Annotated in this window: 21 protein-coding genes and 1 pseudogene; 12 read left to right on the forward strand and 10 right to left on the reverse strand. The window is 69.6% G+C overall.

What is annotated here, in order from left to right; translation table 11 throughout:
* Positions 1–170: 170 nt before the first annotated feature.
* On the reverse strand, positions 171–1499 hold the full coding sequence (locus ACIOMQ_RS25505) for an FtsK/SpoIIIE domain-containing protein (RefSeq protein ID WP_402190473.1): 1329 nt from the start codon (positions 1497–1499) through the stop codon (positions 171–173).
* Positions 1499–1798, reverse strand: a complete 300-nt coding sequence (locus ACIOMQ_RS25510; protein WP_402190477.1) for a hypothetical protein — start codon at positions 1796–1798, stop codon at positions 1499–1501. The genes ACIOMQ_RS25505 and ACIOMQ_RS25510 overlap by 1 nt, the downstream gene beginning before the upstream one ends.
* A 72-nt stretch (positions 1799–1870) precedes the next feature.
* Between ACIOMQ_RS25510 and ACIOMQ_RS25515 the strand changes: the two genes are divergently transcribed.
* Complete coding sequence (locus tag ACIOMQ_RS25515) at positions 1871–2740, forward strand: GntR family transcriptional regulator (protein ID WP_402190480.1); 870 nt, start codon at positions 1871–1873, stop codon at positions 2738–2740.
* A 66-nt stretch (positions 2741–2806) separates the two neighbouring features.
* On the opposite strand, the gene ACIOMQ_RS25520 is transcribed toward ACIOMQ_RS25515, so the two are convergent.
* A complete protein-coding gene (locus ACIOMQ_RS25520; protein WP_019761424.1) occupies positions 2807–3529 on the reverse strand; it encodes a GntR family transcriptional regulator in 723 nt (240 codons plus the stop codon).
* Positions 3530–3685: 156 nt separating this feature from the next.
* On the opposite strand from ACIOMQ_RS25520, the gene ACIOMQ_RS25525 reads away from it, so the two are divergent.
* The 4 genes from ACIOMQ_RS25525 (at position 3686) to ACIOMQ_RS25540 (ending at position 8090) form a co-directional block, all read left to right on the forward strand.
* Positions 3686–3883: a hypothetical protein gene (locus ACIOMQ_RS25525; protein WP_362199496.1), complete on the forward strand. Its 198-nt coding sequence runs from the start codon at positions 3686–3688 to the stop codon at positions 3881–3883.
* 2 nt (positions 3884–3885) lie between these two features.
* Positions 3886–4119, forward strand: a complete 234-nt coding sequence (locus ACIOMQ_RS25530; RefSeq protein WP_362199983.1) for a hypothetical protein — start codon at positions 3886–3888, stop codon at positions 4117–4119.
* Positions 4120–5227: 1108 nt separating this feature from the next.
* Positions 5228–6484, forward strand: a complete 1257-nt coding sequence (locus tag ACIOMQ_RS25535; RefSeq protein WP_401266280.1) for a hypothetical protein — start codon at positions 5228–5230, stop codon at positions 6482–6484.
* Positions 6485–6974: 490 nt separating this feature from the next.
* A complete protein-coding gene (locus ACIOMQ_RS25540) occupies positions 6975–8090 on the forward strand; it encodes an ADP-ribosylglycohydrolase family protein (RefSeq protein ID WP_362199502.1) in 1116 nt (371 codons plus the stop codon).
* A 99-nt stretch (positions 8091–8189) separates the two neighbouring features.
* Here ACIOMQ_RS25540 and ACIOMQ_RS25545 read toward each other — a convergent pair whose 3' ends face one another.
* Both ACIOMQ_RS25545 and ACIOMQ_RS25550 read right to left on the reverse strand, forming a co-directional pair.
* Entirely contained in the window at positions 8190–9770 is a 1581-nt protein-coding gene (locus ACIOMQ_RS25545; RefSeq protein ID WP_401943419.1) for a sodium:solute symporter family protein, read from the reverse strand.
* Between the two features lie 462 nt (positions 9771–10232).
* Complete coding sequence (locus tag ACIOMQ_RS25550) at positions 10233–11015, reverse strand: SDR family oxidoreductase (protein ID WP_401987067.1); 783 nt, start codon at positions 11013–11015, stop codon at positions 10233–10235.
* A gap of 80 nt (positions 11016–11095) precedes the next feature.
* On the opposite strand from ACIOMQ_RS25550, the gene ACIOMQ_RS25555 reads away from it, so the two are divergent.
* Positions 11096–12010 (forward strand): hypothetical protein, encoded by a 915-nt coding sequence (locus tag ACIOMQ_RS25555; RefSeq protein WP_401757866.1) that lies wholly within the window; start codon positions 11096–11098, stop codon positions 12008–12010.
* Between the two features lie 206 nt (positions 12011–12216).
* Here ACIOMQ_RS25555 and ACIOMQ_RS25560 read toward each other — a convergent pair whose 3' ends face one another.
* The 3 genes from ACIOMQ_RS25560 to ACIOMQ_RS25570 form a co-directional block, all read right to left on the reverse strand.
* Complete coding sequence (locus tag ACIOMQ_RS25560; RefSeq protein WP_362199514.1) at positions 12217–12423, reverse strand: DUF397 domain-containing protein; 207 nt, start codon at positions 12421–12423, stop codon at positions 12217–12219.
* A 223-nt stretch (positions 12424–12646) separates the two neighbouring features.
* The gene (locus tag ACIOMQ_RS25565) at positions 12647–13516 is read right to left on the reverse strand and encodes a helix-turn-helix transcriptional regulator (RefSeq protein WP_362199517.1); all 870 of its coding nucleotides are present in this window, start codon (positions 13514–13516) and stop codon (positions 12647–12649) included.
* 234 nt (positions 13517–13750) lie between these two features.
* Complete coding sequence (locus tag ACIOMQ_RS25570; protein WP_362199520.1) at positions 13751–14467, reverse strand: GPP34 family phosphoprotein; 717 nt, start codon at positions 14465–14467, stop codon at positions 13751–13753.
* Positions 14468–14631: 164 nt separating this feature from the next.
* Here ACIOMQ_RS25570 and ACIOMQ_RS25575 point away from each other — a divergent pair, with 164 nt between their 5' ends.
* The 4 genes from ACIOMQ_RS25575 (at position 14632) to ACIOMQ_RS25590 (ending at position 21439) form a co-directional block, all read left to right on the forward strand.
* On the forward strand, positions 14632–17286 hold the full coding sequence (locus tag ACIOMQ_RS25575) for a D-alanyl-D-alanine carboxypeptidase family protein (RefSeq protein WP_402190484.1): 2655 nt from the start codon (positions 14632–14634) through the stop codon (positions 17284–17286).
* 432 nt (positions 17287–17718) lie between these two features.
* Positions 17719–19536: an MFS transporter gene (locus ACIOMQ_RS25580; RefSeq protein ID WP_401266297.1), complete on the forward strand. Its 1818-nt coding sequence runs from the start codon at positions 17719–17721 to the stop codon at positions 19534–19536.
* Between the two features lie 461 nt (positions 19537–19997).
* On the forward strand, positions 19998–20441 hold the full coding sequence (locus tag ACIOMQ_RS25585) for a hypothetical protein (protein WP_362199986.1): 444 nt from the start codon (positions 19998–20000) through the stop codon (positions 20439–20441).
* Positions 20438–21439 carry an isocitrate lyase/phosphoenolpyruvate mutase family protein gene (locus tag ACIOMQ_RS25590; protein ID WP_402190488.1) on the forward strand — a complete coding sequence of 334 codons (1002 nt, stop codon included), beginning with the start codon at positions 20438–20440 and terminating at the stop codon, positions 21437–21439. Before ACIOMQ_RS25585 ends, ACIOMQ_RS25590 begins: the two co-directional genes overlap by 4 nt.
* A 375-nt stretch (positions 21440–21814) precedes the next feature.
* Here ACIOMQ_RS25590 and ACIOMQ_RS25595 read toward each other — a convergent pair whose 3' ends face one another.
* Positions 21815–22156 carry a DUF5713 family protein gene (locus ACIOMQ_RS25595; protein WP_362199989.1) on the reverse strand — a complete coding sequence of 114 codons (342 nt, stop codon included), beginning with the start codon at positions 22154–22156 and terminating at the stop codon, positions 21815–21817.
* A gap of 554 nt (positions 22157–22710) precedes the next feature.
* Here ACIOMQ_RS25595 and ACIOMQ_RS25600 point away from each other — a divergent pair.
* A pseudogene (locus tag ACIOMQ_RS25600) lies at positions 22711–22929 on the forward strand (thiamine pyrophosphate-binding protein); the annotation flags it as partial.
* Between the two features lie 322 nt (positions 22930–23251).
* Positions 23252–23458, forward strand: a complete 207-nt coding sequence (locus ACIOMQ_RS25605; protein ID WP_402190661.1) for a group II intron maturase-specific domain-containing protein — start codon at positions 23252–23254, stop codon at positions 23456–23458.
* A 230-nt stretch (positions 23459–23688) separates the two neighbouring features.
* Here the strand turns inward: ACIOMQ_RS25605 and ACIOMQ_RS25610 are convergent, their stop codons facing one another.
* Positions 23689–26907: an FG-GAP-like repeat-containing protein gene (locus tag ACIOMQ_RS25610; RefSeq protein ID WP_402190491.1), complete on the reverse strand. Its 3219-nt coding sequence runs from the start codon at positions 26905–26907 to the stop codon at positions 23689–23691.
* Between the last annotated feature and the right edge of the window lie 61 nt (positions 26908–26968).

Below are 26968 nucleotides of genomic sequence, written 5' to 3' on the forward strand. Positions count from 1 at the left end.
GGGATTGTGGTGGTCGGGGTGTGCGGTGGCATCCTGGCGGGACCTCTCTGCACTGCGGCACACACGTGTGCCGTGGACGGGTAAGGGAGGGAGGCCCCGGCAAGGGCGAGGGTTTGGCGACTACGCGCCCTTGCCGGGGATCACTGCGAAGCGGAACCTGGGGGCGGTGATCACGCGGCCTTGTCCAGGTCGATGGAGGCGGGCAGGTCGCGGACCTTGAGCCCTTCGGCGCACATGAGGTTGTTGATCTGCCAGCAGGCTTCGGTGGGCAGGTAGACCGAGCGCAGTCGGACGGGGGTGCGCATGTCGCCTACGGAGGCGATGGAGACGCCCTGGGGCATGGTGCGGTCGGCGGCGGTGATGTCCAGTTCCCGGCCGTCGGGGAAGAGGTGCAGGAAGTCCTCGACGGTGTCGACGCGGTGGCAGATCCGCGCGGACAGGTTGGTGCGTACGGCGGTGGTGAGCACGTCGGCGGAGGGTTTCTGGGTGAGGAGCCACAGCCGGATGCCGAACTTGGCGCCCTGGCTGGCGATGGCGAGCAGTTCGGCCTCGAAGCGTTCGCGGGCCTTGCGGTCCGGGTGGCGGGTGTAGTTCGCCACCTCGTCGATCACCACGAGCAGCAGCGGCAGTTCGGGGCTGAATTCGGTGATGCGGTCGGTGCGACCGGACCAGAACAGCCGCTCGCGGCGCTGCATCTCCTCGCGGACCCAGCGCGGGATCTCGGTCGGCTCGTCGGGGTGGATTGCGTCGGAGACCTTGTAAGCGGTACGCCACCAGGGCGCGACCGCGCCGAGGTTGGGGTCGATCACGATCAGACGCACGTCTCCCATCAGGGATGCGTAGGCGAGCAGGGTGTTGACCGTGATCGACTTGCCGGAGCGGGTGAGGCCGGCGACCAGGGCGTGCGCGGAGTAGGCGAGGTTGAGCACGATCGGGGTGCCGTCCTCGTCCCAGCCGAGTAGCACGTCATCGGTGGAGACGAACTGCCCCGGTCGGCAGACGGGGGAGCCGTCCGGGCCGAGGAGTGGTGAGCGGATCACCGCCTCCAACGGCTCCCGCCGGAAGCCGCGCGCGACGATCACTCCGGGCTTGGGCTGGCTGATCCGGATGCGCCGCATTCCCCAGGCGTCACACAGGCCCTCGCGGGCCTCCTGCCAGGCGCTCAGCCCGACCTGCGGCAGGGCATCGGCGCTGACGGTGACGCCGAAGGCGTCGGCGCGGGTGTGCAGGCGTGGCACCAGCACGCGCGGCTTGGTCGGTTGGTCCTGCGGGCCGTACTGCTGGAGCACGGTCGGGGTGGCGTCCTTGACCGCCAGGCCCAGCATCGGGGCGAGCCGCTTCCAGCCCCACCGCAGCCGCCGCGCCTGCCGCAGACTGACCCGGGTCTCGGCATCGGCCCGGTACCAGCGGGCGAAGCAGAACCCGGCCCGGCCCAGCAGTCCGAGAGCGCCGAGGCCGACCACGGCCATGAGCACGAGCCCAAGGGGATTCCCGGTCATCAGGCGCCCGCCTTGGCGGTGACGGCGTCGGCGCGCAGGGAGATGCCGTGCCGGTCCTTGCCGTTGATCTCGTTCTCCCAGGCCGAGGCGACAAGCCCGGTGAAGACGACCGGCAGGCCGACCTTGAGGCCCTTGCCGAGACCGGGTTCCGGGACCTTCACGGTGATCACTTCGGCGCGGCCGTTGAAGGCGAACATCACGTCCACCAGGTGCAGGTGGGCGCCGGTGGGCCGGTCGATCGCGGGCTGCTGGCCTTCGCGGTCCTTGAAGTGCGGGCGGGACTCGGAGGCCAGGATCACCAGGGCTGGTGAAACACGACAATCAGCGGGCGGTCTGCGACGGGTGGAATCGGACTGGGACCAGGGATGGACATGGCTGCTGCTGACGAAGCGCGCTTGACGTTCGAACGCATTGCAGACGACCTGCGGCAGCAGATCCGGGACGGCGAGCTACGGCCCGGTCAGCTCCTGCCGACGCAGAGCCAGCTCATGCAGACCTACAAGGCGTCGAGCCTGACCGTGCAGAAGGCGATCCGGCTGCTCAGGAATGAGGGCTGGGTCATCGCGCGCCAGGGGCGCGGCACGTTCGTCACGCGCTCGGCCGACTTCGAGGACGCCTTCGAGAAGGTCGCCGGCGATCTCCAGCAGCAGATCTACTCCGGCGCTCTGGCCCCCGGTGCCAGGCTGCCCGCCCGCGAGGTCCTGGCGGAGCATTACGCGGTGCCGCTCAACGTGGTCACCAACGCTATCGCCCTGTTGGCGGGCAACTTCCTCCTGCGCTTCCCCGGCGAGCTGCCCGGCGACGAGGTCTACGTACGTGACTGGGACGACCACGGCTTCGCCACTCAGCTCATCCACGGCCGCCTGGTCCGCAAGATCAGGGACGGATCACTGGCCAGGGGAGCCAGGGTCACCGTGGACGACGTGGTCGAAATGATCGGCGGCGACCCGGAATCCGCAGACCAGGCCCTGACCTTCCTCGCCCTGGAGGGCAGGATGAAGAAGGCCCACCAGCGGAACGGGTCGATGGCGTATGCCGTCGTGGGGGGCGAGTTCGGCACAGAAGCGCCGGTCACGGTGCAGCCGGCGGACCAGTCGGGCGAACCGTCGACTGCTCCGCAGAACGAGTTCCCGGCGGCGTCCGGAGTAGCGGATCTGACCTACAAGCTGGAACGAGCCCTGGAGAGGATCGAGGAGCTGGAGGAACGCGTCGAACGTCTCGAAGGCCGCGACGCGGACTGAGGCGGACACGTGAACGACAGCGTCCCCGAAGGCCGCAGGCTGGCTTTCGGGCTTCGCGTCGATCGGTCAGGGCTGGTACTCGTAGCCGATGGTGAACCGGGGCGGCAGGCACCACTCCCCGTACTCGATGATCCCCTCCGCGTCCGACCAGCGGTGGGCGCCGGCCAGGATCGGGGAGCCGACCGGCAGACCCAGGGCGCTGGCTTCGCGGGCGTCGGCGGGGCGGGCGTGCATGTCGTCGCGGGCGTGGGTGATCGTGCGCCCGGTGGCTTCCAGAACCCGGGCGGACAGTCCGTGATTGCGGCCCGGGGCGGTGTTCAGCAGGTCCGGCACGAGGGCGGCGAACGGGGCCGGGTACCAGGTCACGGCGAACACGGTCCGGGTCTTGCCCCGTCCGGCCAGCCACTCGCGTCGGACCACCTGATCCCCGGCCTCCAGATCGAAGATCTCTGCCACGTACAACGGCGGCGTAATCAGTTCGGCAGCCGTCACCCGGCTCGTCTCGCCCTCCGCCAGGAACGACTTCACCCGCTGGACCCGGGCCAGCCGGTCCCGCGCCGACAGCGTCCAGCGCGGGTCATCGGCGACGTAGGTACCCCGGGGAGTAGTGCGGATGAAGTTCTCCACCTGGAGAGCCTGCAAGGCCCGCGAGACGGTGGCGGCTGCGGCCTGCCACTGCCCGGCGATCTCCCGGTTAGTCGGCAGCTTGGCGCCGGGCTCAAGCTCTCCCGACAGGATGCGCTCCCGGAAGTGATCCGCGATCTTCGTGAACGTCTTGGGACTGGGCATAAGGTTTGCCCCTCCGTTGAGTTGACGTGATGTCAGCGGGAGCACACTAGTGCACTACGAACCGTAGCGGGAGTGCTTCGGCCACTCGAATACTGCACTAGAGCACCGGCCTGTCAAGAGGTCGGCCATGTGATGTTCGAGAGGTGGCGATGTGTAATGACGGAGCCGACCAGGTACTCGACCCCGCCGGTCGAACTGCCCTTGCGTCTGGAACTGGAGCCGACGCCCGTCGAAGGCTGCGCTGGCTGTGCCGAACTGGCCAACGTGCGCGACCGGGCCCGCGTGGTCGGCGACATGACCACTGTCAGCGACTGCAACGTTTACATGCGACGTCACCCGGAGGGGCACCAGTGACCATGCGTGCCGCCTACCGTTTCATCCCCCACACCATCCGCCACGTTCCCGAAGGCGGCATCACCTACGAAGCGTTCTGTGTCACCGATGGGTGCCAGGCCGAATCCGGCCCTCACGATGAGCAGGAAGCCACGCAGGACTGGGCACTCCGTCACACCGGGAGCACAGGCCACGACCTCTTCAGACGCGTCGTCACCGACCACGCCAAGGTGAGCCGCGTCGAGCAGGCCGAGTAGAAGACCATCAGAAGCCTCGGTCGAACCCGCTTCCGTAAGCCATCGCGCCAGGCCAGCAACCCCGGCCGAATGCTCAGCCGCCGGTCTCGGCGTACCGCCGAAGCGGGATGCGTCCAAAATTTCTCTACGTCTTCAAGGCGACCCGCTGACGCGGGTCGCGCGCGGCACGGCCGCCCACCCGGCCCGCTCTCGGCTCCGCCACCGCGGGCCGGCCAGCGACCAGGCCGCGCAGAAACAGCACAGCGTTGTGCCGGAAGTCCGGAGAAGACGAACGCGCCCGCACGGCGAGCGCCAGGCCGACGGCGAGGCGACGGCGAGGAGTTGGCCAGGGCGTAGGCCCGGAGGTGGGGTCGGTCGGCTCCGTGGGCTTTACCCACCTCCCCGGGCCGGGGCCCGCGTCGGGCAAGGCCAGGGGGCCACACGTTCAAATTCCGGGCAGGATCACGACCTGCCCGAGTTGCCGGGCCAGCGTACGGCCCCCTGACCATGCCCGACCCCAACCCGGGCAGGACACCGGCCAAAGCCCACTGCACCGTCCTCACGCGCGTAGCCGTCTGACGGCAACGCCGACGGCAACACGGGCGTACGAGAGGGCACTTCCACGCACGCCCACGGACCAGCCGGAATTCGCTGACCAGGGAAAATACAGGTGACGCCCGTCCGGCGAGCACACGTACTATGTGCTGGCTGAGGCTACCCCCGTCCTCGTTCACAACTGTGGGACCGAACTCCAGGCCCATGCCGAGAGTGTGCAGAAGACCCTTGGCGACGACGAAACGCGAGTGGCGACCATCATGCGACTCCGCGATGGCACGGTGTACAAGGACCGTAGCGGTCCCCGCGATGTGTGGGACCTGGAACCGGACCTGAGCGAGGCGATGCTGGACCACCGTGGCCCTGATGGGATGCATCACGGCGGCTGCGGGGAGATCGGCTGCATCAACCAGGCATTGGAGGACGGTCGCAGTATGGAGGATCTCAGCGGAGCCCGATTCGAGTCGGCGACGATTCGCGGTCGACGAGGAGCCATTACACCTGTGGCACCGTGTGACGACTACTGTCGGCCGCTCCTGGACGGACTAGGGATGAGCGGTTAGGCGAGGGAAGAATGAACCACGGCGGATTCCAGGCTGTCGACCCGCTGCTTCAGGGGCTGCTGGCGAACCGGGCGCTGCCGCCGAGTCTGCTCCGCGTGGTCATCACGCGGGGCGGACGCGGAGTGTGGACCGCAGCGCTGCGCCGTAACACCCTGGACAGTCTGTCGCAGCGTCTGCTCCGCGACCGGCTTGGGGCGGAGACGGTGGATCCCGTCTCCGCCGCAAGCGGGATGCTTCCCGGGTGGCGGGTCGCGGTGCTGGCTCGGAGTCCCCGACCCGAGGTAAGGGCTGCGGTGGCACGACGACCCGAGATCGACTCCGATGTGCTGCGGATGCTCTGTGAAGACACCGACGACGAGGTGCGCCGGGCAGGCGCGGGTAACACCGCGCTGTCGTTCGGCATGCTCGACAGGGCTCTTGTGGTCGGCGATACGGCCGTGCTGCTCGGGATGAGCGTCAACGGAGCGCTTCCGGAGACCGTTGCAGAGCGCTTGGCGGAGAGCTCTTCGGTGGAGATCCGCGCCCGCCTTGCCCGGAATGCAGCCCTGCCAGCGGTTCTGGCCAGGCGTTTGGCCGGGGACACGTCCCGCGAGGTCAGGCTCGCTCTACTCGCCAATGCTTCCGCGCCCAGCGACGTCATCGACCGCGTGTACGAGGAAGGGCTTCCGGCAGCGGATATTGCGGCAACTGCGGTCCACCCGCAGGTACTCGACCATCTGGCCGATGCTCGGTGGAGTGACGCAGCCGTGCTCCTGCCGATGGCGAGGAACCCGGCGTGCGACACGGGAACCCTCGACCGTATGGCCTTCCACAACGACTTGGAAGTCCGCCGGGCGGCACTGAGTACCTTGCGAGTGGGCGCTGCAACCCTGCAGGCGTACGCGGCCTCCTCGGATCCGTGGGTGCGGTCGCAGGTGGCACGCTCGCCACACTGCCCGCCCCATCTCCTGGAAAGGTTCCGAGACGACTCAGCCGGCCATGTCCGGGCGGCCATGGCCCGGAACCACCACTGTCCACCTTCGTTGCTCGCCGCCTTGTGCCGGGACGACAACAGGAATGTCCGCTACCGATGCGCGCGTAACCCCGGCACTGCGGTGCAGTACGTCGTCGCACTTGTGCACGACTCCGATCCGTTGGTGGCAGCCGCCGCGGCCACCAATCCTGCCCTGCCTGTGAGAGAGATGCACCTGATCGTCAGTGCCTGGAAATCCAGGACAGAGAGCGCCTCCAGGTCAATCGATTCGGCTTCGCCTAATACGAAGACCTGATCGAACTGCTCCGCGGAGTAGACGCCTCACGGCGACCTCGCTGAGTGATGGCGACAGCAAACCAGAGGCCCGCCAGGTGCGTCCTGGCGGGCCTCCGAGGTGGGTGACGGAAATGTATGGCGCACGGTGGCACCGCAGAGCGGTGGGTCGTTGCCGTCGTTGCGGGCCGGCTCGCGGCCGGCCGGACCGTCGAGGACTGTGCCGAGGGTGCCGATGACGTCTCGTTGGAGTCGGACGCGGTCGTAGACGCCTACGGTGACGCCGATGTGGGTCTGTTGCCTTAGGGGCACCATAGAGCGCCTAGGAAATGCGGAGTGTCGTCAGATGCCTCCGGCTTGTCCCCGACCGGTCAAAAACGACCTGCGGGACGTCCGTCCACATACCCACGCGTACTCGATTCCGCACCCTCAACCGACGGTCCCTGTTCGATTACAGTGCTGCGCAGTCGCAGGCGGGCAGGCGGGCGGGCGGTCGACGGGGGAGGGGCACGGTGGGTACAGGGACCACAGCTGTCTGGGGCCGTGCCGAGCAGCAGGACTTCCGTAGCCGGGTGCGTGGCGCTCTGCTGGGCGGGGCCATCGGTGACGCGCTCGGGGCGGGGGTCGACGGACTCACGCTCGAAGAGATCCGGGCGGCCCACGGCGCCGACGCCGTCACCGACTTCGTGCCCGCGCACGGCGGACGCGGCACCGTCACCGCCGTCACCCAGCTCGGTATGTTCACCGTCGACGGGCTGATCCGCGCACAGGTCCGGCGCGACACCGGCGCCTGGCACCCGCCCACCGATGTGCACCGGGCCCACCTCCGCTGGGCGGCCACCCAGCACGACTGGGGGCCCGACGAGCGACGCAAGGACAACGGCTGGCTCGCTCAGCAGGAGTGGCTCTACGCCCGCCGCGCCCCCACCCGCGAATGCCTCACCGGGCTCGGGGACGCCACCATGGGCACCCTCGACCAGCCGAAGAACCCCACCGCACGGGACTCGGCGGCCCTCACCCGGTCCGCGCCGTTCGGGCTGCTCGTCGGCTGGGAGCCGCAGCTCGTCCTCCAACTCGCCGTCGAATGCGCCGCCCAGACCCACGGCCACCCCGCCGCGCTGCTCTCCGCGGGCGCCCTGGCCGTCATCGTGCACGGGCTGGCCCGCAGCGAGACCCTGGACGGTTCCGTCCAGCACGCCCTGGCCCTGCTCGCCGAGCGCCCGGGGCACGAACCGGTCACCGAGGCGCTGAAGCAGGCCCTCGGTACCGTGCGCCAGGGCATCCCGGGACCGGCCCTGATCGAGTCGCTGGGCGCCACGGACGCGGCCGAGGAGGTCCTGGCCGTCGCCGTGTACTGCGCCCTCGTCGGCGAGGACATACGGCACGGGCTGCGGCTGGCCGTGAATCACGGCGGGCCCTCCGCGGCCACCGGGTCCCTGTGCGGGGCGCTGCTCGGCGCGTTGCACGGCGAGACCGCGCTCCCACCGGCCTGGCTTGCGGAGTTGGAGGGCCGGGCCACTCTCCTCGAACTCGCCGACGACTTCGCGATGGAGATGACCCAGGGCCCCGCTCTGCACAGCCCGTCGGCCGTCGCGCCGGGCTGGCTGGCCCGCTATCCGCGCGGCTGAGACCTCGCACAGGGGACAGCAGGGGGAGCGGGGGTACGGACGCCGCCGTGTCCGTGCCCGCACCCCACCCCTCCCCGTACAGCCGTGGGCGTCAGTCCTTCACGCCCCCGCGACCGCGGTGTCCCCGGGGCCGGCCTGGGCCGGAACCGTCGCCCCGGCATCCGAGCCGTCGCCGCTGCCGTCACCGTCACCATCCGTGTTGATCTTCTCGATGACCGCGTCGCGCTCCGGGGTGTCCTCCGGCTTGATGAAGCCGATCACGATGTAGAGGACCAGCGAGATCGCCAGCGGCAGCGCCACCTGGTACTGGAGCGCGACGTCCGTCTTCACCGAACCGTCGAGGTTGTAGTTGGTGAAGTAGAACGCCAGCAGCCCCGCCGCCCAGCTGGTGAGCGCCGCCGTCGGTCCCGACCGGTGGAATCTGCGCAGCAGACCCAGCATGAACGGGATCGCGATCGGGCCCATCAGGCCGGCGACCCACTTGATGACGACGGAGATGATGTCCTTGAACGTCGGCGAGTTGATCTGGGTGGCCAGCGCCATCGACAGACCGAGGAAGCCGAGCGTGGACAACCGTGCCGCCAGTAGCCCGGCCCGGCTGCTCCAGTCGCGCGCCGCCTTGGAGAAGACCGGGGCGATGTCCCGGGTGAAGACCGCGGAGATGGCGTTGGCGTCCGAGGAGCACATGGCCATCGTGTGCGAGAAGAAGCCGACGACGACCAGGCCCAGCAGGCCGTGTGGCAGCAGCTGTTCGGTCATCAGGGCGTAGCTGTCCGAGGCGTCCGGCTTCTCCGCGTGGACCAGCAGCGGGGCGCACCACATCGGGAAGAACAGGACGGTGGGCCAGACCAGCCACAGAACGGCGGAGAGCCGGGCCGAACGCTTCGCCGCGGCGGCGGACTCCGTGGCCATGTAGCGCTGCGCCTGGTTCCACATGCCGCCGTTGTACTCGAAGGTCTTGATGAAGAGATACGCCAGCAGGAAGGTCACGGTGTACGGGCCGGCCGTCGGATCGGTGTGGCCTTCGGGCAGCTTGTCCCAGACCGTCCACAGGGTGCTGAAACCGTCGAGCTTCGCCATGGCGGTGACGAGCATCGCCACCCCGGCGAAGAGCTGGATGACGAACTGCCCCAGCTCTGTGAGCGCGTCCGCCCAGAGTCCGCCGACCGTGCAGTAGACGGCGGTGATGCAGCCGGTGATGAAGATGCCCTGAGTGATCGAGATACCGGTGAAGACGGAGAGGAGGGTGGCGATGGCCGCCCACTTGGCACCGACGTCAACGATCTTCAGCAGCAGACCGGACCAGGCGAGCGCCTGCTGGGTCTGGATGTTGTAGCGGTTCTTCAGGTATTCGAGCGGGGACGCGACGTGCAGCCGCGAACGCAGCCGGTTGAGCCGGGGTGCGAAGAGCTGGGCACCGATGCCGATGCCGATGGCGATCGGCAGCGACCAGGTGACGAAGGAGGTGACGCCGTACTGGTACGCGATACCGGCGTAACCGGTGAACATCACCGCGCTGTAGCCGGACATGTGGTGCGAGATGCCGGACAGCCACCACGGCATCTTGCCGCCGGCCGTGAAGAAGTCGCTGACGTTGTCCACACGCTTGTGGGACCAGAGCCCGATCGCGATCATCACGCCGAAGTAGCCGATGAGCACGACCCAGTCGAGACTGTTCATGTGCCCCCTCCTGGGGTCCGCCTTGTGAACGGGTACGCACTTCGTCGGTACGGCCGCTCAGCGGTTCCCCGTGCGGGAGCGGGGACTTCGGGGATTGAACCGCCTGTCCAGCTCCTCGGTCAAGGTTTTTCGCGATCAGGGATGTGAACGTGGATCAGTAAGTAGAACGAATTTACTCGTTCTTGACTCACAGGTGCGTTGTCGCGAACATGACGGCAACCACACGATGAGCGGGCACTTCGTCAGGCTGTGCAGAGCGTCGGAAGGACCCGAGGAGCACGGAAGTGCCCGAGGGGCGCGAAAGTACCCGAGGAGCACGAAAGCGCCCGACGGGAGCGGAAGGGCCCGAGGGGCACAGAAGGGCCGCACGGGATGCGGGTCCCGCGCGGCCGTTGAGGAGAGGGCGAGGAGGGGGGCGAGGCGGGGACGAGGTGGGAGGAGGGGTGGTACCGCGAAGCGGTCCTACCGCATCAGCTCGCCGGCGTTCACCAGGAGGGACTGCCCGGTGATCGCCCGCGCCCGGTCCGAGGCCAGGAACACGACGGCCTCGGCCACATCGCCGTCCGTGGCGAGGTCCGGAAGCGCCATGCGCTCGGTGAGCCTGCCGAGCACCTCGGCCTCGGGCACGCTCTCGGAGCCCGCCGTGAACTGCACGTACGCCTGCACCGGCGGCCCCCACATCCAGCCGGGCAGCACCGTGTTCACCCGGATCCGGTACGGGCCGAACTCCCGCGCCATGGAGTACATCGCCGAGGTGAGTGCCCCCTTCGACGCCGCGTACGCCGCCTGCCGCACCTGGGACGGCGCGGCCACCGAGGACTGCGTACCGATGACGACCACCGAGCCGCCCCGCTCCTTGAGGCCGGGCAGGCAGGCGCGGGTCATCCGCAGGGTGCCGAGCAGGTTGACGTCGACGACCGACTGCCAGGTGGTGAAGTCGGCGTCCTCGATCCCGCCGAAGTAGCTGTCCCAGGCGGCGACATGGACCACCGCGTCGATCCGTCCGAACCGCTCCAGCGCCAGCGCGGCGAGCGCTTCGCACTGCGCCTCGTCCGTGATGTCGGTGGCCAGATGGGCGGTGTGCCGGCCCTCCGGGTCGATCTCCGCGGCCGACTTGGCGAGATTCGCCGCGGTACGCGCCCCGAGCACCGCGTTGCCGCCGTCCCGTACGACCGTCGCCGCGACCTGATGCCCGAGCCCGGCCCCCACCCCGGACACGATGACGGTCTTCCCCGCGAGCAACATCGGCGGCCTCCCGGCTCTGGCAGTTCTCCTGACGGGGCGTCAGAGTAGGACGCCGCTGCGGAGTACGGAAGGGGAACGGCATGAGCGACGAGATACGGGGCGACGGGGCAAGGAGTGGCGGGACTCGGAACGACGGGACTCGGAACGACGGGGCGCGGAGTGGCGGGACGCGGAGCGACACCTACGCCGAACTGGCCGCGCTGGGACCGTACGGGGTCCACCCCGGCCACGCGCTGATCACCATGGTCGAACCGCACCCGGGTCATGAGTACGCGTACAACCGCTGGTACGAGGACGACCACTACTACGCGGGCGCGATGGCGATGCCCTGGATGTTCGCGGGACGCCGCTGGGTCGCGACCCGGGAGTTGCGGGAACTGCGCTACCCGGAGAAGTCCGCGGTGGCGCAGCCGGTCGGCGCCGGCTGCTACCTGTCGACGTACTGGGTGACGGAGGGGCGCTACGACGACCACATGAAGTGGACCGTCGGGATCAACAAGCGGCTGAACCGGGACGGCCGGGTCTACCAGGACCGCACCCATGTGTTCACGTCGTTCCAGGACCATGAGGCGACGGTCTACCGGGACGGTGCCGCGGGGCCCCGGGACTTCCACGCGCTCGACCATCCGTACCGCGGGCTGGTCCTCCAGGTGATCGACGCCGAAGGGGCGGGGCAGCGAGCCGAGTTGCTGGAGTGGCTGCGCTCGCGGCACCTGCCGAAGCGGCTGGGCGGCTCACCGGCGGCGATGGTGACCGTCTTCCGTCCCACGCCGCTGCCGGGCGACCGGATGAGCTACGTGAAGCAGGTCGAGGGTGTCGACACCCGGCTGACCCTGCTGTGGTTCCTCCAGGAGGACCCGCGGGACTGCTGGGCCGGGCACTTCACCGGGCTCGACGCGGAGGTCGCGGAATCCGGGCTGGGGCGGGTGGAGTTGGTCGCGCCGTTCATCCCGACCGTGCCCGGCACCGACCTCCACGTCGACCGGCTGCGCTGAGTGCCCGGTCGCGCGTCGGGCCCCCCGGGGTGCGCTTCGGGCCCCCGGGTCGCGCGTCGGCCCCCGGACGAGCATCGGGTTCCCGGACAGGCGCCGGGTCCCCCGACGGGCATCGAGCCCCCTCGGCCAGGACGGCGGACCGGTCGAGAGGGCTACCGGCAGCACGGGAACATCGGTGCTGCGATGCGAACGGTGGAAAGCGCCGATCAGGCGTCGACGGCACCCGTGCCGACGTCACGCACGAAAGCGTTCCACGCGGCGGGGACGAACGTGATCGAAGGGCCCTCGGGGGCCTTCGAGTCGCGTACGGCGATTGCCCGTGCGAGAGGGGACTTGACTTCGACGCAGGCGCCGTTGCCCCCGGAATACGAGGACTTCGTCCACTTGTCCGTAGCACCCTGACGAATGGCCATGTTCACTCCGGTTCAGAGAGTCGTGTAAGGACGCCAACAGCGTTCTGGTTGGCGTGATCGACGCTACTCGCCAAGTCCCGTGAGCGAAGGGGGCGTTCACTCGACCGGATGGTATATACCACCAGGTCCTTCCCCTGCGTGCGAAGAACGGTGTATCTTACCGCCGCCTCTCCCGTAATACCGCCTGATCTCCCGCGTACCGGACTTTGCGGGCCGTCCGGATTTACGTGCCCGAGCGCCCGGCGTAGTCCTTCGCGATCTCGCCGATGAAGTGCCGGGTCTGCTCCACATTCAACGCCTGTGCCCGCAGGTGTTCGTACATGACGCTGTACCGCTGCACGTCATTCGCCTTCTCCAGATAGAGGTCGCTGGTGACGCCCTCGATATAGACGACACTGGAGTCCGCGGCGTCCGGGAATTCCAGAATGGCGTACTGCCCGTTGATGCCGGGGTGCGCACCCATGTCGAACGGCAGCACCTGCACCGTCACATGAGGCAGGTGCGACAGCTCGACCAGTTGCTCCAACTGCTCGATCATCACCTGCTTGCCGCCGACCATCCGACGCAGCGCGGACTCGTCGATCACCGCCCACAGCCGCAGCGGATGCTCCTGGGCGGTGATGCGGTCCTGGCGGCGGGCCCGGACGCTGACGCGCTTGTCGATGTCGCTCGGCGGGGCCTCCGGGAGCGCGCCGTTGATCAGCGCCTCGGCGTAACCACGGGTCTGCAGCAGGCCCGGGACCACCTGGGGTTCGTACACCCGCAGCGACTCGGCGTCGGTCTCCAGACCGATGTAGACGCTGTACGGGATGTCGCCGAAGGCGTGCCACCAGCCCTGCTGGCGCGAGTCCTTGGCCATCTGCATGAGTGAGTCGACGATCCGGTGGTCCTCGACCTCGTACACTCCGCAGAGGTCGCGTACATCGCGCTGGCTGATGGAGCGGCGGCCGTTTTCGAGGCGGCTGATCTTCGACTGCGAGACCAGCAGTCGCTCCGCGACCTCCTCGGCCGTCATGCCCTTGAGCTCGCGCAGTCGGCGCAATTCCTGGCCCAACCGGCGTCGCCTGACGGTGGGATTGACGTTGGACGGCACGGAAACGGCACCTCCGGCTATGTAGCTGTGCGTATCTACTGCTGAGCAGATTGCCACCCCTGACCCCGGCCGCGCTGGGAAATGGCCACACGCAGGCGCGCGGGGCAGCCATGATTCCGGCTGCCCCGCGCTTGGTGCGGCTCCCGAACCGGGTCTTGGGGACGACGGTGCGGTGGTATTCGGTTGGTGCTGCGGTGCTGCGGTGCTGCGGTGCGCGTGGCGGCGGGTGCGGTCCTAGTGGGCCGCGCTCTGCGCCATGCTGCCGCGGCGCGACTGCACTTGCGGTTGCAACGGCACTCCGGCCGCCTGATTGCGGCGCGGCTGTGCGACCGCGCCGTTCTGGACGTCCATCACGGCGTGCGCCACGAGTCCGCCCATCGGGTCGTGTCTGATCAGGTCCCGGAGCCTGGAGCGCGATGAACGCCCCTCGTTCCCGGGATACAGGTGCTTGCCGAGTCCGACCGCGTGGGCCAGCGCGGCGAGCGCCGCGGTCCGCGGGTCCGGCGGTACGCCGGTGCGGATCGCACTGTCCAGCCTGGCTCTGATGTCCCGGCTGATTGCCGTGTCCGTCGCCTGGTAGCGAGTTGTCGGCAGCACACCGCACATCTGGCCCGCCACGGCATGCACCATGCCGCACCGCTCCAGATGGGCGAGATAGATCTGACGCAGCCCCAGCCGGGGTCCGCCGATCCAGTGGACCGCCCGAACCGGGCTGCCGCGTCGGCGCAGCAGTTCCAGTGCGGAGTCCAGAGTCGGATCTCCTGTCGGCCGTGGCATCACCACGGCGATACGATCCCCGTCAGGGGCTATCCGTCCTGCCAGAGCCAGCTCCACTAGCTGAGCTCCGGCGAGGCCGAGGTCGAGCGACTGCGGCTGCGCTGTGGTACCCGTGGCCGGGTCCAGAGCGAGCAGCAGAAGCTCCTCCGGAATTGTTCTGCGGCTCCTGCCCATCCATGCCTCCCCGCGTGGATGAATGACAGGGTGACCCCTCTCACATTGGTCTGTCGAGGGTGCCTGGGTGCTTTGTATGGGAACCAGTAGGTATGTCGTTCTCGTCTAGCAGCCGGGCCGGTGGTTCACACAGGACACTGGTAGATGGTTCGGACAGCGCGGGGATGTCCCCGCGCCGCATGGAGGAGGCACCGGTGGCGGGCAAGTCCCCCGACAAGTCGAAGCAGCAGAAGCCGTCGGGGACGGCTCGGAGTGAGAGCGATCCGCGGCTCGCCGTCTTCCGTGAACCGTCCGCCGAGGCCGGGACCGGCGGCGGGACGGACACGGCGACGGCTGTTTTCCGTACGGAGCCGGGGCTGACCGGCGCAGGCGAGAGTGGCGGGAACGGCGGGAACGGCGAGGCCGATAGGGCGACCGCCGTTTTCCGTGCGCGGCCGTCCGAGGACGGCAAGGGCGGCATGGACGGCGTCGACGACATCGACGGCAAGGACAGTGAGCGTGGCGAGGGCTCCGGTGAATCCGGCGCCCAGGAGGGTTCCTCGGCCTCCTCGGCCTCCTCGGCCGCTGAGGGCTCCGAGGGGGCGGCGAGGGACGCCGAGAGCGCGGAGGGGGCCTCTGAGGCCACTGGGCCCGCTACCGAGCCCGCCGAGGGGCATGCCGGGGAGTCCGTCGAGTCCTCCGGGGTCTCCGAAGGCTCCGAGGGCACCGAGGGTGCGGACGGCGCCGAGTCCGTCGATGCCGGAGCGCCCGGGGAAGGCGATGCGCGGCTGCGTGCGGCGGTCGCCGCGTGGGCGTCGAAGGACGACGACGAGGACGGCAAGGGCGGCAAGGGCGGCGAGAGCCCGAAGGGTGACGGTGTGAAGGCCGAGGCGTCCGAGGCGTCCGGGAGTGCGGCTTCGTCCGACACGGACACCGACGCCACGGCGGAGGCCGGTGCGTCCGGTGCGTCCGAGGCGGTCGCGTCGAGCGATGCCGACAGCGATGACGGCGGCGGCGGCGCGGACGAGGTGTCCGACGACGCCTCCGACGACGCCTCCGACGAGGTCTCCGACGAAGCCCGGGTCTCGGGGGCGCACGAGAAGGTCTCTGCTGCCGAGGACGCGAAAGACGCCGAAGCCGACGCCAAGGAGTCTGCCGAGGCCGAGGCCGAGGCCGACGCCGACGCCGAGGCGGGCGATGCGGACGAGGCCGTCGCTGCCGAGGACAAGCGCGGAGTCGACCAGCCGACCGCAGTTTTCAGGGCGCCCGCAGCGGACAAGATCGACCAGCCGACGACCGCGCTGAAGATCACTCCGCCCGTACCGAAGCCCGATTCGGGGTCGAAGCCCGAGTCCGCAGCTGAGCAGACCAGCAAGTTCGTACCCCTGCGCGGCGACGACGTGCGACCGGCACCGGCACCGGCTTCGGCGCCCGCACCGGCGCCCGCACCGCGCAAGCCCGAGACGCCGGCAGCCGCCGCCTCGACACCCGGCGTGCGGCCCCCCGCTCCCACGCCCGGCGCCGAGCGGACCACGCAGCAGCCGATGCCGCCCAAGCCGCCGCTCGACCTGCTCGCCGAGCTGACGAACACGCCCCCGCCGCCCCAGACGCCGGTCCGCACCGCCGTCCGCCGGGTCAAGATCTGGACCCCGCTGGTCCTGCTTCTGCTGATCATCTTTGCGATCGTGCAGATGGTGCGCCCGCTTCCGGACCCCCGGCTCGGCTTGTCGGCGCAGTCGGCGTACACCTTCAAGGGCGACAAGCTGGACCTCGCCTGGCCGGCGCAGGGGCAGTCGGCGGTGAGTGTGGACGGTGTCGGTTCGATGGGTAGCGCAGGGGCGCAGAAGCCCGCGCCCATCGCCAGCGTCGCCAAGGTCATGACGGCGTACGTGGTCCTCAAGGACCACCCCCTCACCGGCAAGGAGCAGGGCGAGAAGATCACCGTCGACCAGCGGGCGGAGGACGAGTCCAAGCGTGAGGACGAGTCGACGGCGCCGATCACGAAGGGCCAGCAGTTCACCCAGAAGCAGCTGCTTCAGCTGCTGATGATCCCCTCGGGGAACAACGCCGCGCGCCTGTTCGCCCGCTGGGACGCCCCGTCCGAGGCTGAGTTCGTCACGAAGATGAACGACGCCGCCAAGGACCTCGGTATGAACGACACCACGTACACGGACCCGAGCGGCCTGGAGAAGACGACCGTCTCCACCGCCGAGGACCAGCTCAAGCTGGCCAGGGCGGTCATGCAGAACGAGGTGTTCCGGGAGATCGTCGACACCCCTCAGATCCAGATTCCGGGGATCGACCAGACGATCTACAACAACAACACCATCCTGCTGGAGCCGGGTGTGAGCGGCATCAAGACCGGCTCGTCCACTCCGGCCGGCGGCAACCTGCTCTGGTCCGCGAACACCGTCGTCGACGGGAAGAAGCTCTGGATCTACGGCGCTGTCATGGGCCAGCAGGCAGGCACCGGCCAGCCGTACGACAGCCTCAAGATGTCGCTGGACAACAGCCTCAAGCTGATCAAGCGCGCGCAGAAGGCCGTCACCTCGGCCACGGTCGTGAAGAAGGGGGACGTGGTCGGGTACGTCGACGACGGACTCGGCGGCCGGACACCGGTGGTCGCGACCCGCGATCTGAAGGCGAAGGGCTGGTCGGGCCTCCAGGTCGAGCTGACCATGTCGGACAACGGCAAGCAGATCCCGCACAGCGCGGCGGCAGGCGCCGAGGTGGGTGTGGTGACCGTGGGCACGGGGCCCGGCAAGGTCAGCGCGCCGGTGGCGCTCCAGCAGGATCTGAAGGCTCCGAGCTTTGACCAGAAACTGACCCGAATCGGTTGATCCGGCCCGTCGGCCCGTCGGCCCGTCGGTCCGGCCGATCGACTGAAGTGCTGAAGACCTGTGCCCCGCAGTGCGACACACGCGCTGCGGGGCACAGGCGTTCCGGGGAAGCGGTCGGCTGGTCGGCTTGTCGGCCGGACGATCGGTCAGCCGCAGTGGCTCCCTCCGCTCGTCCACGACTCGTCGCTGCCGAACATGGCGCCGTCTGTGCAGGGGGATTCCACAGTCGTTCGCGAGCTGATGATCTGGAACGTTCTTGCAGGTCACTGCGGGGGACATCCCACTTCAAGGAACCTTTCCGGACAGAGAAAAAGGCCGCGTGCTAGCGTCCCGGAAGCAACGTGTGGACCCCGGAACGCGTCTTCCGGCAATGAGGCCCGTGCAGTAAATCGTCGGTTCCGACACGTCCGGGCGAGGACTGGGAGAGTCGCAGTGACCACTGCTGAGCCCACACGGGCGAAGCCCAGTACAGCCCGTACGGACTCGGCCGAGGGCTCTGCACGGGTTCCCACGCCGGGCGGCAGCGACCGGTTCGGCCGCTTCAAGGAACTCTGCCGCCGCCACCCGGTCCTGCTGACGACCATGGTCGCCGCGGTCACCCACGTGCTCTGGTTCTTCTTCTTCGCGAACAGCGGCGGCGACCTCGCGGCCCAGGACGCCTGGGCCGAGTTCGTCGGCCGGCACCCCGGTACCGCGTACAACCTCGCCTGGTACGGGGGCATGCACCCCGTCTCGTACAGCGTCGTGTCGCCGTATCTGATGTCGGTGCTCGGCGTGCGTACGACGATGATGGTCGCCGGGACCGTGTCGGCGGCGCTGACCGCGCTGATCCTGGTCCGGGTCCGGGCCGTCCGCAATCCGCTCGCCTGCTCGCTCGCCGGGGCCTTCGCGTACCTGTGCAACGCGCTGTCCGGGCGGGTGACGTTCGGGCTCGGCATGATGTTCGCGGTGGGCGCGGTGGCCGCGGTGTTCTGCTGGCCGCACCGGTGGCGGTACAAGCGCTGGGCGAAGGCGGCCGTCGCCGCCCCGCTCGCCGGGCTCGCGACGGCGAGCAGCCCCGTGGCCGGACTGTTCCTGGGCGTGGTCGCCGCCGCGCTCTTCCTGAACAAGCGGCGCCCCGGCGCGTACGCGCTGGGGCTGGCCCCGGTCGCGGTCGTGGCGCTGTCCGCGTGGCTGTTCCCGTTCTCCGGCACGCAGCCGATGTCGATCGCGACGCTGTCGCTGCCGTTCCTCTTCGCGGTCCTCGCCTTCGTCCTCGTACCGCGCGACTGGAAGACGGTCCGTACCGCGGCCGCCGTGTACGGCGTCGGGACGCTGCTGACCTACGTGATCGACTCGCAGATCGGCTCGAACGTCACCCGGATGGCGATGCTGTTCGCCGGTGTGGTGCTGCTCGCCGCGCTGCCGTACACGAAGCCGCGCTCCCGGCGCTGGTACGCGCTGATCCTCGCCTTCGTCGGGCTGAACTTCTGGATCGGCTTCAAGGGCGTCGACGACATCGTCCGTACCGCCCCCGCCGCCTCCTGGACGCGTGAGCTGGCCCCGCTGGTCAATGAGCTCCAGCACGTCGGCGCGGAGCGCGGCCGGGTCGAGGTCGTGCCCGCGAGCAGCCACCGCGAGGCGTCCGCGCTCGCGCCGTACGTCAACCTGGCCCGTGGCTGGAACCGGCAGGCGGACATGGAGCGCAATCCGCTCTTCTACGACGACACGCTGAACAGCGCCAACTACCGCGAATGGCTCGACCGCTGGGCGGTGCACTACGTGGTGCTGCCCAGGGGGACACCGGACTCCACCGGCGCGGTGCAGGAGGCGGAGCTGATCGACGACGGGCTGCCGTATCTGAAGCTGGTCTGGTCCGACGCGAACTGGCGGCTCTTCGAGGTCGACGGCCCGATACCGATGGCCGATCCGCCGGCCACGGTGGACCGGGCGGGTGCGGGCGAGCTGACCATCCATGTGAAGAAGCCCGGCCGGATCCTGATCCGTATCCCGTACTCGCGCTGGCTCGCCCTGGTCGACGAGAAGGGCAAGAGCGTCGAGCGGCCGCAGGAGACCGAGGAGTCCAAGCGGCGGGAGGACGAGAACACCCCCCGGACCTTCGTCAACACCAACGGCTGCCTGATCAAGGTCGAGGAGGACGCGGACGGCGACGAGTGGACGGAGCTGCTCGCGCCGCGGCCGGGCGTGTACCGGCTGGCCGCGCCCTACCAGCTGTCACCCGGCACACCGTGCCCGGAGGAACTGCGCTGAGCGCCCACCGGCGGCGAGGTACGTGCAGGACGCGGACACGTCGACCCGGGCCGAGGCGGGGCCGGAACGGTTCGGCGGGGGCCGAAGCGTTCTGGACTTAGCGTCGAGCCATGACGGAATCGAAGCACGAACCCGAGGCGGTGGCCGACATGCCCGAGGCGGTCGTAGACGCGGGCGAGGTAGGTGGCGAGGTGCGTGGAGAGGTACGTGACGTGCCTGATGCCCCCGATGTGCCCGGCGTGCTTGACGGCGCTTCGGCGGCCGACGCCGGCGACGTGCGCGGTGCGCTTGATGGCGCTCCGGTGACTGATGCCCCCGGCGCACTCGACGACGCCTGTGACGCACGTGACGCCTATGACGTCAGTGACGTCCGCGATGCCTGTGACGCCCCCGACGTACTCGATGTGCTCGACGACGTCCCGGTGACCGATGCCCGCGACCCCGCGCGGATTCTGGCGGCCATGGTCGACCACGTCCTGGCCCTCGCCGCGACCTGGACCGCCTGGGACGGCCGGCCCATCGCCGCCGGTGACCGCGTCTACACCCCGCACAAGGCGATCCGCCGCGTCGCCGACCACATGGTCGACCACCTCGCGGAGATGGAGGCCCGGCTCGCAGGCGAGGAGACGCAGCCCGACCACTGGCATGCCTCGGCGACCACCACCGCGGCGGACCTTGCCCCGTTCACCGGGGCCGACCTCGACGAGGCGCGCAGCCGGCTCACCCGACTGGCCAGGATCTGGGTGAACCGTCTGGACGCCCTGACGCCGGACCAGCTCGACCGTTCGCCCGGAAAGGGGTGGACGTTCCGCCAACTCGCCTTCCACCTGGAGGAGTCGGTGTACTACGCGGACTCCGTGGGGGATCTGGGAGCGAACGGCCCGACCAGGAGCCCGAAGCCATGACGCCCGAAGCTGTGACGCCCAAAGCCATGACGCCCGGTGCCATGGCGCGCGAAGGCGCGACGTCCGACGCAATGACGTCGGACGCCATGGCGCCCGCTGCCGTAACGCCCGATGCCCTGGCGACCACTCCCGCCGCCGCCTTCGCCCCCTTCGCCGACCTGCACCGCGCGGGCGCCTCGCCTTTCCTGATCCCCAACGCGTGGGACCACGCCTCGGCGTCCGTCCTCGCCGCGCAGGGCTTCCCGGCCATCGGCACGACCAGCCTCGGCGTGGCGGCCGCGGCGGGACTGCCGGACGGTGCGGGAGCGACCCGGGCGGAGACGCTGCTGCTGGCCCGGCGGCTCGGGCCGGGCCCGTACCTGCTCTCCGTGGACGCCGAGTCCGGGTTCAGCGACGACCCCGACGAGGTGGCCGGACTGGCCCGCGAGCTGGCGGACGCCGGGGCGGTCGGCATCAACCTGGAGGACGGCCGCCACGACGGCACCCTCGCTCCGGTGGCCCTGCACGCGGCGAAGGTCGCGGCGGTGAAGGCTGCCGTACCGGACCTCTTCGTCAACGCCCGCACGGACACGTACTGGCTGGGCGGCGGCCGGGCGGGGGAGGAGACGGCGCACCGGCTCCACGCGTATGAACAGGCCGGTGCGGACGGTGTGTTCGTGCCGGGGCTGGCCGATCCGGCCGTGATCGCCGCCCTGGTGAAGCGGCTCGCGACACCACTCAACATTCTCTACACACCGTCCGGTCCCACGGTCCCCCAGCTCGGAGACCTGGGTGTGCGCCGGGTGAGCCTCGGCTCGCTGCTGTTCCGGACGGCACTCGGCGCGGCGACGGAGGCAGCGGCGGACATCCGGGCGGGCCGCCGCCCGGTGGCCGGTCAGGGGCCTACGTACGCGCAGGTGCAGGCCCTGTCCGGTCCGGCGCACGCGGCGCGAAGGCCGCCGGGGAACGGGGCGGCTGCGACTGACACGGCCGCTGGAGGAAACGACGCCGGTCGGTGAGACAGCCGTCGGCGAGCAGCCCCCGGGGGCCCGGGGGCCTGGGGGCGAGGAGCGCGGCCGGAGTGAGCCTGGCTCCGGAGCGTTCGTGGCGTGCTTCGCCAGTGAGTGCGTGGCGTCGCCGTGCTTCGCCAGTGAGTGCGTGGCGTCCGGACGGTGCTGCACCACAACCGCCGGCACCCGCCATCTGCGCCGCTTCGTCGCCCTGACGCGCTTCCCGAACACCCTAACCCTGTAACTATCATTTACCGCGTCTGTTCCGCCTGTACGGGATCGCCCTGGGCTGGCACGGAGAACGCGCACCCCCGCGCGCAGAGCTCCCACGTCCTCGCGCGCACAGCTCCCGTGCCTCTGCGCGCACGGCCCTCCACTCGGCGCTCACCAATCCCGGGCGGCGATCAGCTCCTCCGCGTCTGCGTCAGTGAACCCGTAGGCCGTTGCCACGAACCAGAAGTCCTCGCCTATCTCCTCTCGCGCAACGGTCTCGATCTCACTCCCTGCCGCCTCGAACTCGGCCTCCAGCAAGTTGAACTCCTCGGTCGCCGCCTCCGTGAGCGCGTACAGGGCCGGCAGATCCGACGGCTGCTCCGCCTCGATCCGCTCGCACAACCGCAACAGGATCGCCTTGCCCTTGTCGAGTACGTGATCCGGAAAGTACGCGTCCGCATACAGCGGTCGCAGAAAGGCGTGTTCAGACACTTGCTGGTTTGTGATCGGCACGGTGCCCCATTCCCTTTGAAGAGCCAACGCGCCGATCATGCACCACACGACTGACAAGCCCGGCGCGAGACCGGGGACAGCACCTTCGCGACACGCCCTGGTCCTTGGTCCTTCGGGTACGGCTCATGTCCGAGTACAGCCCACGTCGTCTGCGCGCACGCCATGCGTGCCGCGAAACCGGAGGCCCTGCCGCCCGCTACGACGAACGGCCCCTGACCAGCGAAATCAGTCGGGGGCTGCCGGCGTGTCCGCGTACCGTGACCGCCTGTTGTTCGCCGTGTGCACAGACGTCTGCGGCCGGAGCGACGGCGCCCCCCACCTGGTCACTCCGGCGGCTGCTGCCGGGGCGCGGGGGTACTCCGGACGGGGTTACCTGGGCGAGGCACGAGGGGGCTCAGCAAGCCGCGAGACGGGGAACGACATGACGACCACGACCGCGCGTTCGACCACGACCATCGGCGACTTCCTGCTGCGCCGCCTGCGGGAGGCGGGCATGTCCCATGTTCGGGGTTGCCGGTGACTACAACCTTGAGTTCCTCTAGCAGATCTAGCAGATGGAGGACCGCAACGAGTTCATGTGGGTCGGCAACTGCAACGAGCTGAACGCCGTCTACGCGGCCGACGGGTACGCGCGGCTCAACGGCATCTCGGGGCTCGTAGTGACCCACGGCGTCGGCTCCTGGAGCGCCATCAACGGTGTCGCCGGTGCCTACAGCGAGCGCGTCCCCGTCGTCTGCGTCTCCGGGTCGCTTCCGCTGAAAGCGCTGGACCGGAAGCTGCTGATGCACCACACCTCGGGTGAAATCGAGTACGACGACGTCATGCGCGGCTACGCCCAGGTCACGGCGGCGCAGACCAGGCTGACGCCGCAGAACGCCGTGACGGAGATCGACCGGCTCATCCTCACCGCATGGCAGCGCAAGCTCCCGGTCTACATGGAGCTGCCCTCCGACATCGCCTTCCTGGATGTCGAGGTTCCGCCGGAGCCGCTGGAGCTCGCCATGCCACCGAGCGATCCCGAACGGCTGAACACGTGCGCCGACGCGATCGTCGCCCGGCTCACCAGCGCGCGCTCGCCCGGGAGATCAACCGGTCGTGCGGGGCTGGATCAACTGCTTCGGGCGGTTCCACCCGTCGGCGTTGCTCTCCACTCTCAACCGCATCAACGACTGTCCGGTGCGGTGGCTCGTCCGCAAGTACAAATGGTTCAAGCGGAAGCGAGCGAGAGCACGAAAGACCCTGAGCCGTCACGCCAGGCGGTTCCCTGGACTCCTCGCTCACTGGAAACTCGTCAAGCCGTAACCGTGCACGACTGGACGACGGGAGTCGTGTAAGCCGAGAGGTTTACGCACGGTTCTGAGAGAGCCGGGGAGTGAAATCCTCCCCGGCTACTCACCCAGGCACTGGACCGGTCCCAGCCCGTGCTGCCGATGATGCCCGGGGTGCCCGGGATGCCCGAGCGGCGCCGCGGATTGACGAGAAGGCGTAGGGCACGCTGGATGTACGTCCAGCGTGCCCTACGCCTGGGTGCCCTAGCGGACGCTGGTGAAGTTCTTCCAGCCGGTGCCGATCTTGACGCCGGAGCCGATGCCGCCGGTGCCGTTGCCGGCATAGCGGTACAGGTCACCGGTCGTGGTGCGGCCGAGGATGTCGTCCTTGCCGTCGGCGGTGAGGTCGCCGATGCCGACGATGTCGGCCATTCCGCCCCAGCCGGAGCCGATTTTCGTGCCGGAGGAGATGGTGCCGTTGCCGGTGCCGTAGTAGCAGTAGAGGTCGCCGTTGGTGGCGCGGGCGACGAGGTCGGCGTGCTTGTCGCCGTTGAGGTCCCCCGCGCCGACGATGGTCAGGTTCTTCCAGCCGGTGCCGATCCGGCCGGTACGGGTGAAGCCGCCCGTATCGGTGCCCGCGTACAGGTACAGGTCACCGGTCGCGGTCTGCCGGGCCACCAGGTCCGGGACGCCGTCGTCGGTGAGGTCGCCCGAGTGGGTCGGGCCGTCGAAGGCCGTCCAGCCGCTGCCGATCTTCGTGTGCGGGGCGTCCGGGGTGACGACCTTGCCGCGCTCGGGGGAGTAGCGGTACAGGAAGCCGTCCTTGTCGGTGACCAGGGTGTCGTTGGCGCCGTCGCCTTCGAGGTCGCCGAAGGGGACGAGGGCGGAGGTGGTGGGCCAGGTGCCGCCGTCGGCCTTCGCCGATACCGTGCCGGAGGCGTTGCCCTGGTAGACGAGCAGGGAGCCGTCGGTGCCGCGGGCGTAGAGGTCCGGGTAGCCGTCGTCGCCGACATGGTCGCGGCGCACGGCGGCACCGCCGGTCACCGGCACCGTCCCGAGGACGGAAAGGTCCGCCTGGACACCGTCGGCGGGCTTCGCGGTAAGGGCCCAGGTGTAGGCCCCGTTCGGTACGTACTTCCCGGCCGCGTCCTTGCCGTCCCACGACGGCGTGACCAGCCCCCGGGCCTCTCCGCCGGAGAGCGTCCGTACGGTCTCCCCGGTCGCCTTGTTCTTCAGCGTCAGCGCCCACGACCCCGCCGGTTTCGACAGCCACCAACGCGGCTTCCACGCACCGGCCTTGATGTCCATGGCGGGCGTGTCGGCGTCGATGACGGCGATCTGGGAGGCCGGAACGCCGGACGGGACGATCCGCACCCGGCGATCCGCGCCCGTGTAGGCGACGTGACCGCCGAAGCGGTCGACAGTCCACCCGGAACGCCGCCCGGTCCGGTCACCGAGCTCGGCGGCGGTGGCGACCACGCGCTGGGGCAGGTCGGCCTCCTTGCCGCTGACCGGGAGTCCGTTGTGCAGGTCGACGAGGGTGAGGCCGGCCGCGTCCGAGCGGCGGACCAGGTAGCCGTCGCCGAGGAGCGTCTCGTCGCCCCCGAGCTTCAGGGAGCGCTTGGCCTGCCGGTCATAGACGCCGGCGCCCTTGAAGTCGTGCCAGTAGTCGCTGCATCGCCAGTACACCCAACGGCCCACGGCCTGCAGGTCACTGGGGACGCAACCCGCGTCGAAGGACTCACCGGCGGCACCGGTCGACAGGTTCTTCGCCGCCACCCCGGTCGGCACGCCCGAGCCGGTGTCGTCCCACCGACCGAGGGCGCTCCACAGCGTGTTGCCCCAGACGGAGGCCGCGACCGGCTCCCGGTTCAGGAGCGCGCTCCCGGTGTCGGCGTCCTTGAAGTGGAGGATCGCCTGCTTACCGCCCCACGCCTGATTCACCACACCGAACCGGCCGGAGAGGTCGACGAGTTGCGGGCTGCCGAGTCCGGAGGTCACCCGCGGGCCCCACGGGGCGGCACCGTTCCGGTAGAGCATGGTGACGTCCTGCTCGGTCGCGGCCTTGCGGCCGTGATGCCCGTCGCCGCTCGCGAACATGGTCACGCAATAGGTGCCTTCGGCGGAGCTGCAGCCGTCGTCGTCGCGGCCGGACACGGTGCCGTCGACGGTCGAGTTCAGCTCCTCCGGACGGCCGGAGGTCTTCAGCCAGGTGCTCCGGTAGCCGCCGATGGTGGTGGCGGGGTTGTAATGCTGCGAGTCGTCGGCCGTGGTGAGGATGCCGCTGCCCAGCGAGATGCCGGCCGGCTCGGCCTCACGGTCCTCTATGTCCGCCAGGCGCTTGCGGGTGACGGTGCCGTCCGCGGCGGGGGTGAAGAGGTAGTACCCCCAGTCGAGTGCGCCGTAGGTGGTGTCCTCCTCCGCGCCGGCCACCAGGAGCGAGCCGTCGGGCGTGCGGTGCACCGAGGGGGAGGCGACGGCCAGCAGGGACTTCCAGCTCCCCGTGGCGTCGCGCAGGACGAGGTGGTTGCCCCGGTACTCGTTGTCACCGGGGTTGGGCGGGGTCACGGTGACGAAGTCGTCGCCGAGACGCCGTACGACGTCGCTGTACGAAGCCACGTCCCGCAGGTCGACGGTGGTCGGCTCCGCGTCCAGGTCGTCACGGCGGTACACCTGGGCGGCGTCGCCGGACGGGGCGCCGACGTGGAAGACGGTGTCACGGTCGAAGGAGACGCTCTCGCCGTGGGTGGAGAGCGCCTTCACGCTGCCGGTGGCGAGGTCGACGACCCACCACCCCTGGGACATGGTGCTGCCCTCCCACTTGATGCCGCGGACGGCGACGGACCGGGTGTCTCCCTCGCCGATGGAAAGGTTCCACCCCTCCGGGAGGCCCTCCAGTTTCCGGTCCCGCACCTCGCCGTCCTCCAGGCGCAGGAGGTGCAGGCTCGTAGTGGCGTTCTCGGCACCGGTCCGGGTGATGACGGTGTCGCCGTAGGTCGCGGCGTATGTCTGGCCCTCCGGGATCGGGACCGTGATCGCCGTTCCGCTGCCGGCCCGTTGCTGGAGCGTCACGTGCGGGGCCGGGGAGCCCGAGTAGAGGGCGACGGTGTCGGAGCCATGGCCGAAGTCCGACGGGTACTGGGCGAAGCGGAACTCGTCCACGTCGTAGGCGAGAGGCTCGGGCAGCCGGTGGTCGAGGAGGGTCGTCGCACCGGTGGTGTAGTCGATCCAGCGGAGGCGGTCGTCCCCCTCCTGCGCGGTGAGGAATCCGGTCTCGCCGGCGTTCAGGACGATGGTGGCGCGGGGCACGAAGCGTGCGCCCGGGCTGATGACGACGGGATCGGCGGACGCGCCGCGGGTATCGGCGACAGCCGTCCCCGCAGCGGTGCTGATTCCGGCGGTCACGACAAGCGTGACGGTGAGAGCGATACGGCCGAGCGCGCGCTGCTGGCGCGTGGCCCGTCTGTTCAGCGGACGAATCACGAAAGAGCCCCTCCCCAAGGTAAGCGACGCAGGGGGGGGCGCCCATGGAACCGCCGCTCGT

Source organism: Streptomyces sp. NPDC087845, from assembly GCF_044742755.1.
Classification (GTDB): domain Bacteria; phylum Actinomycetota; class Actinomycetes; order Streptomycetales; family Streptomycetaceae; genus Streptomyces.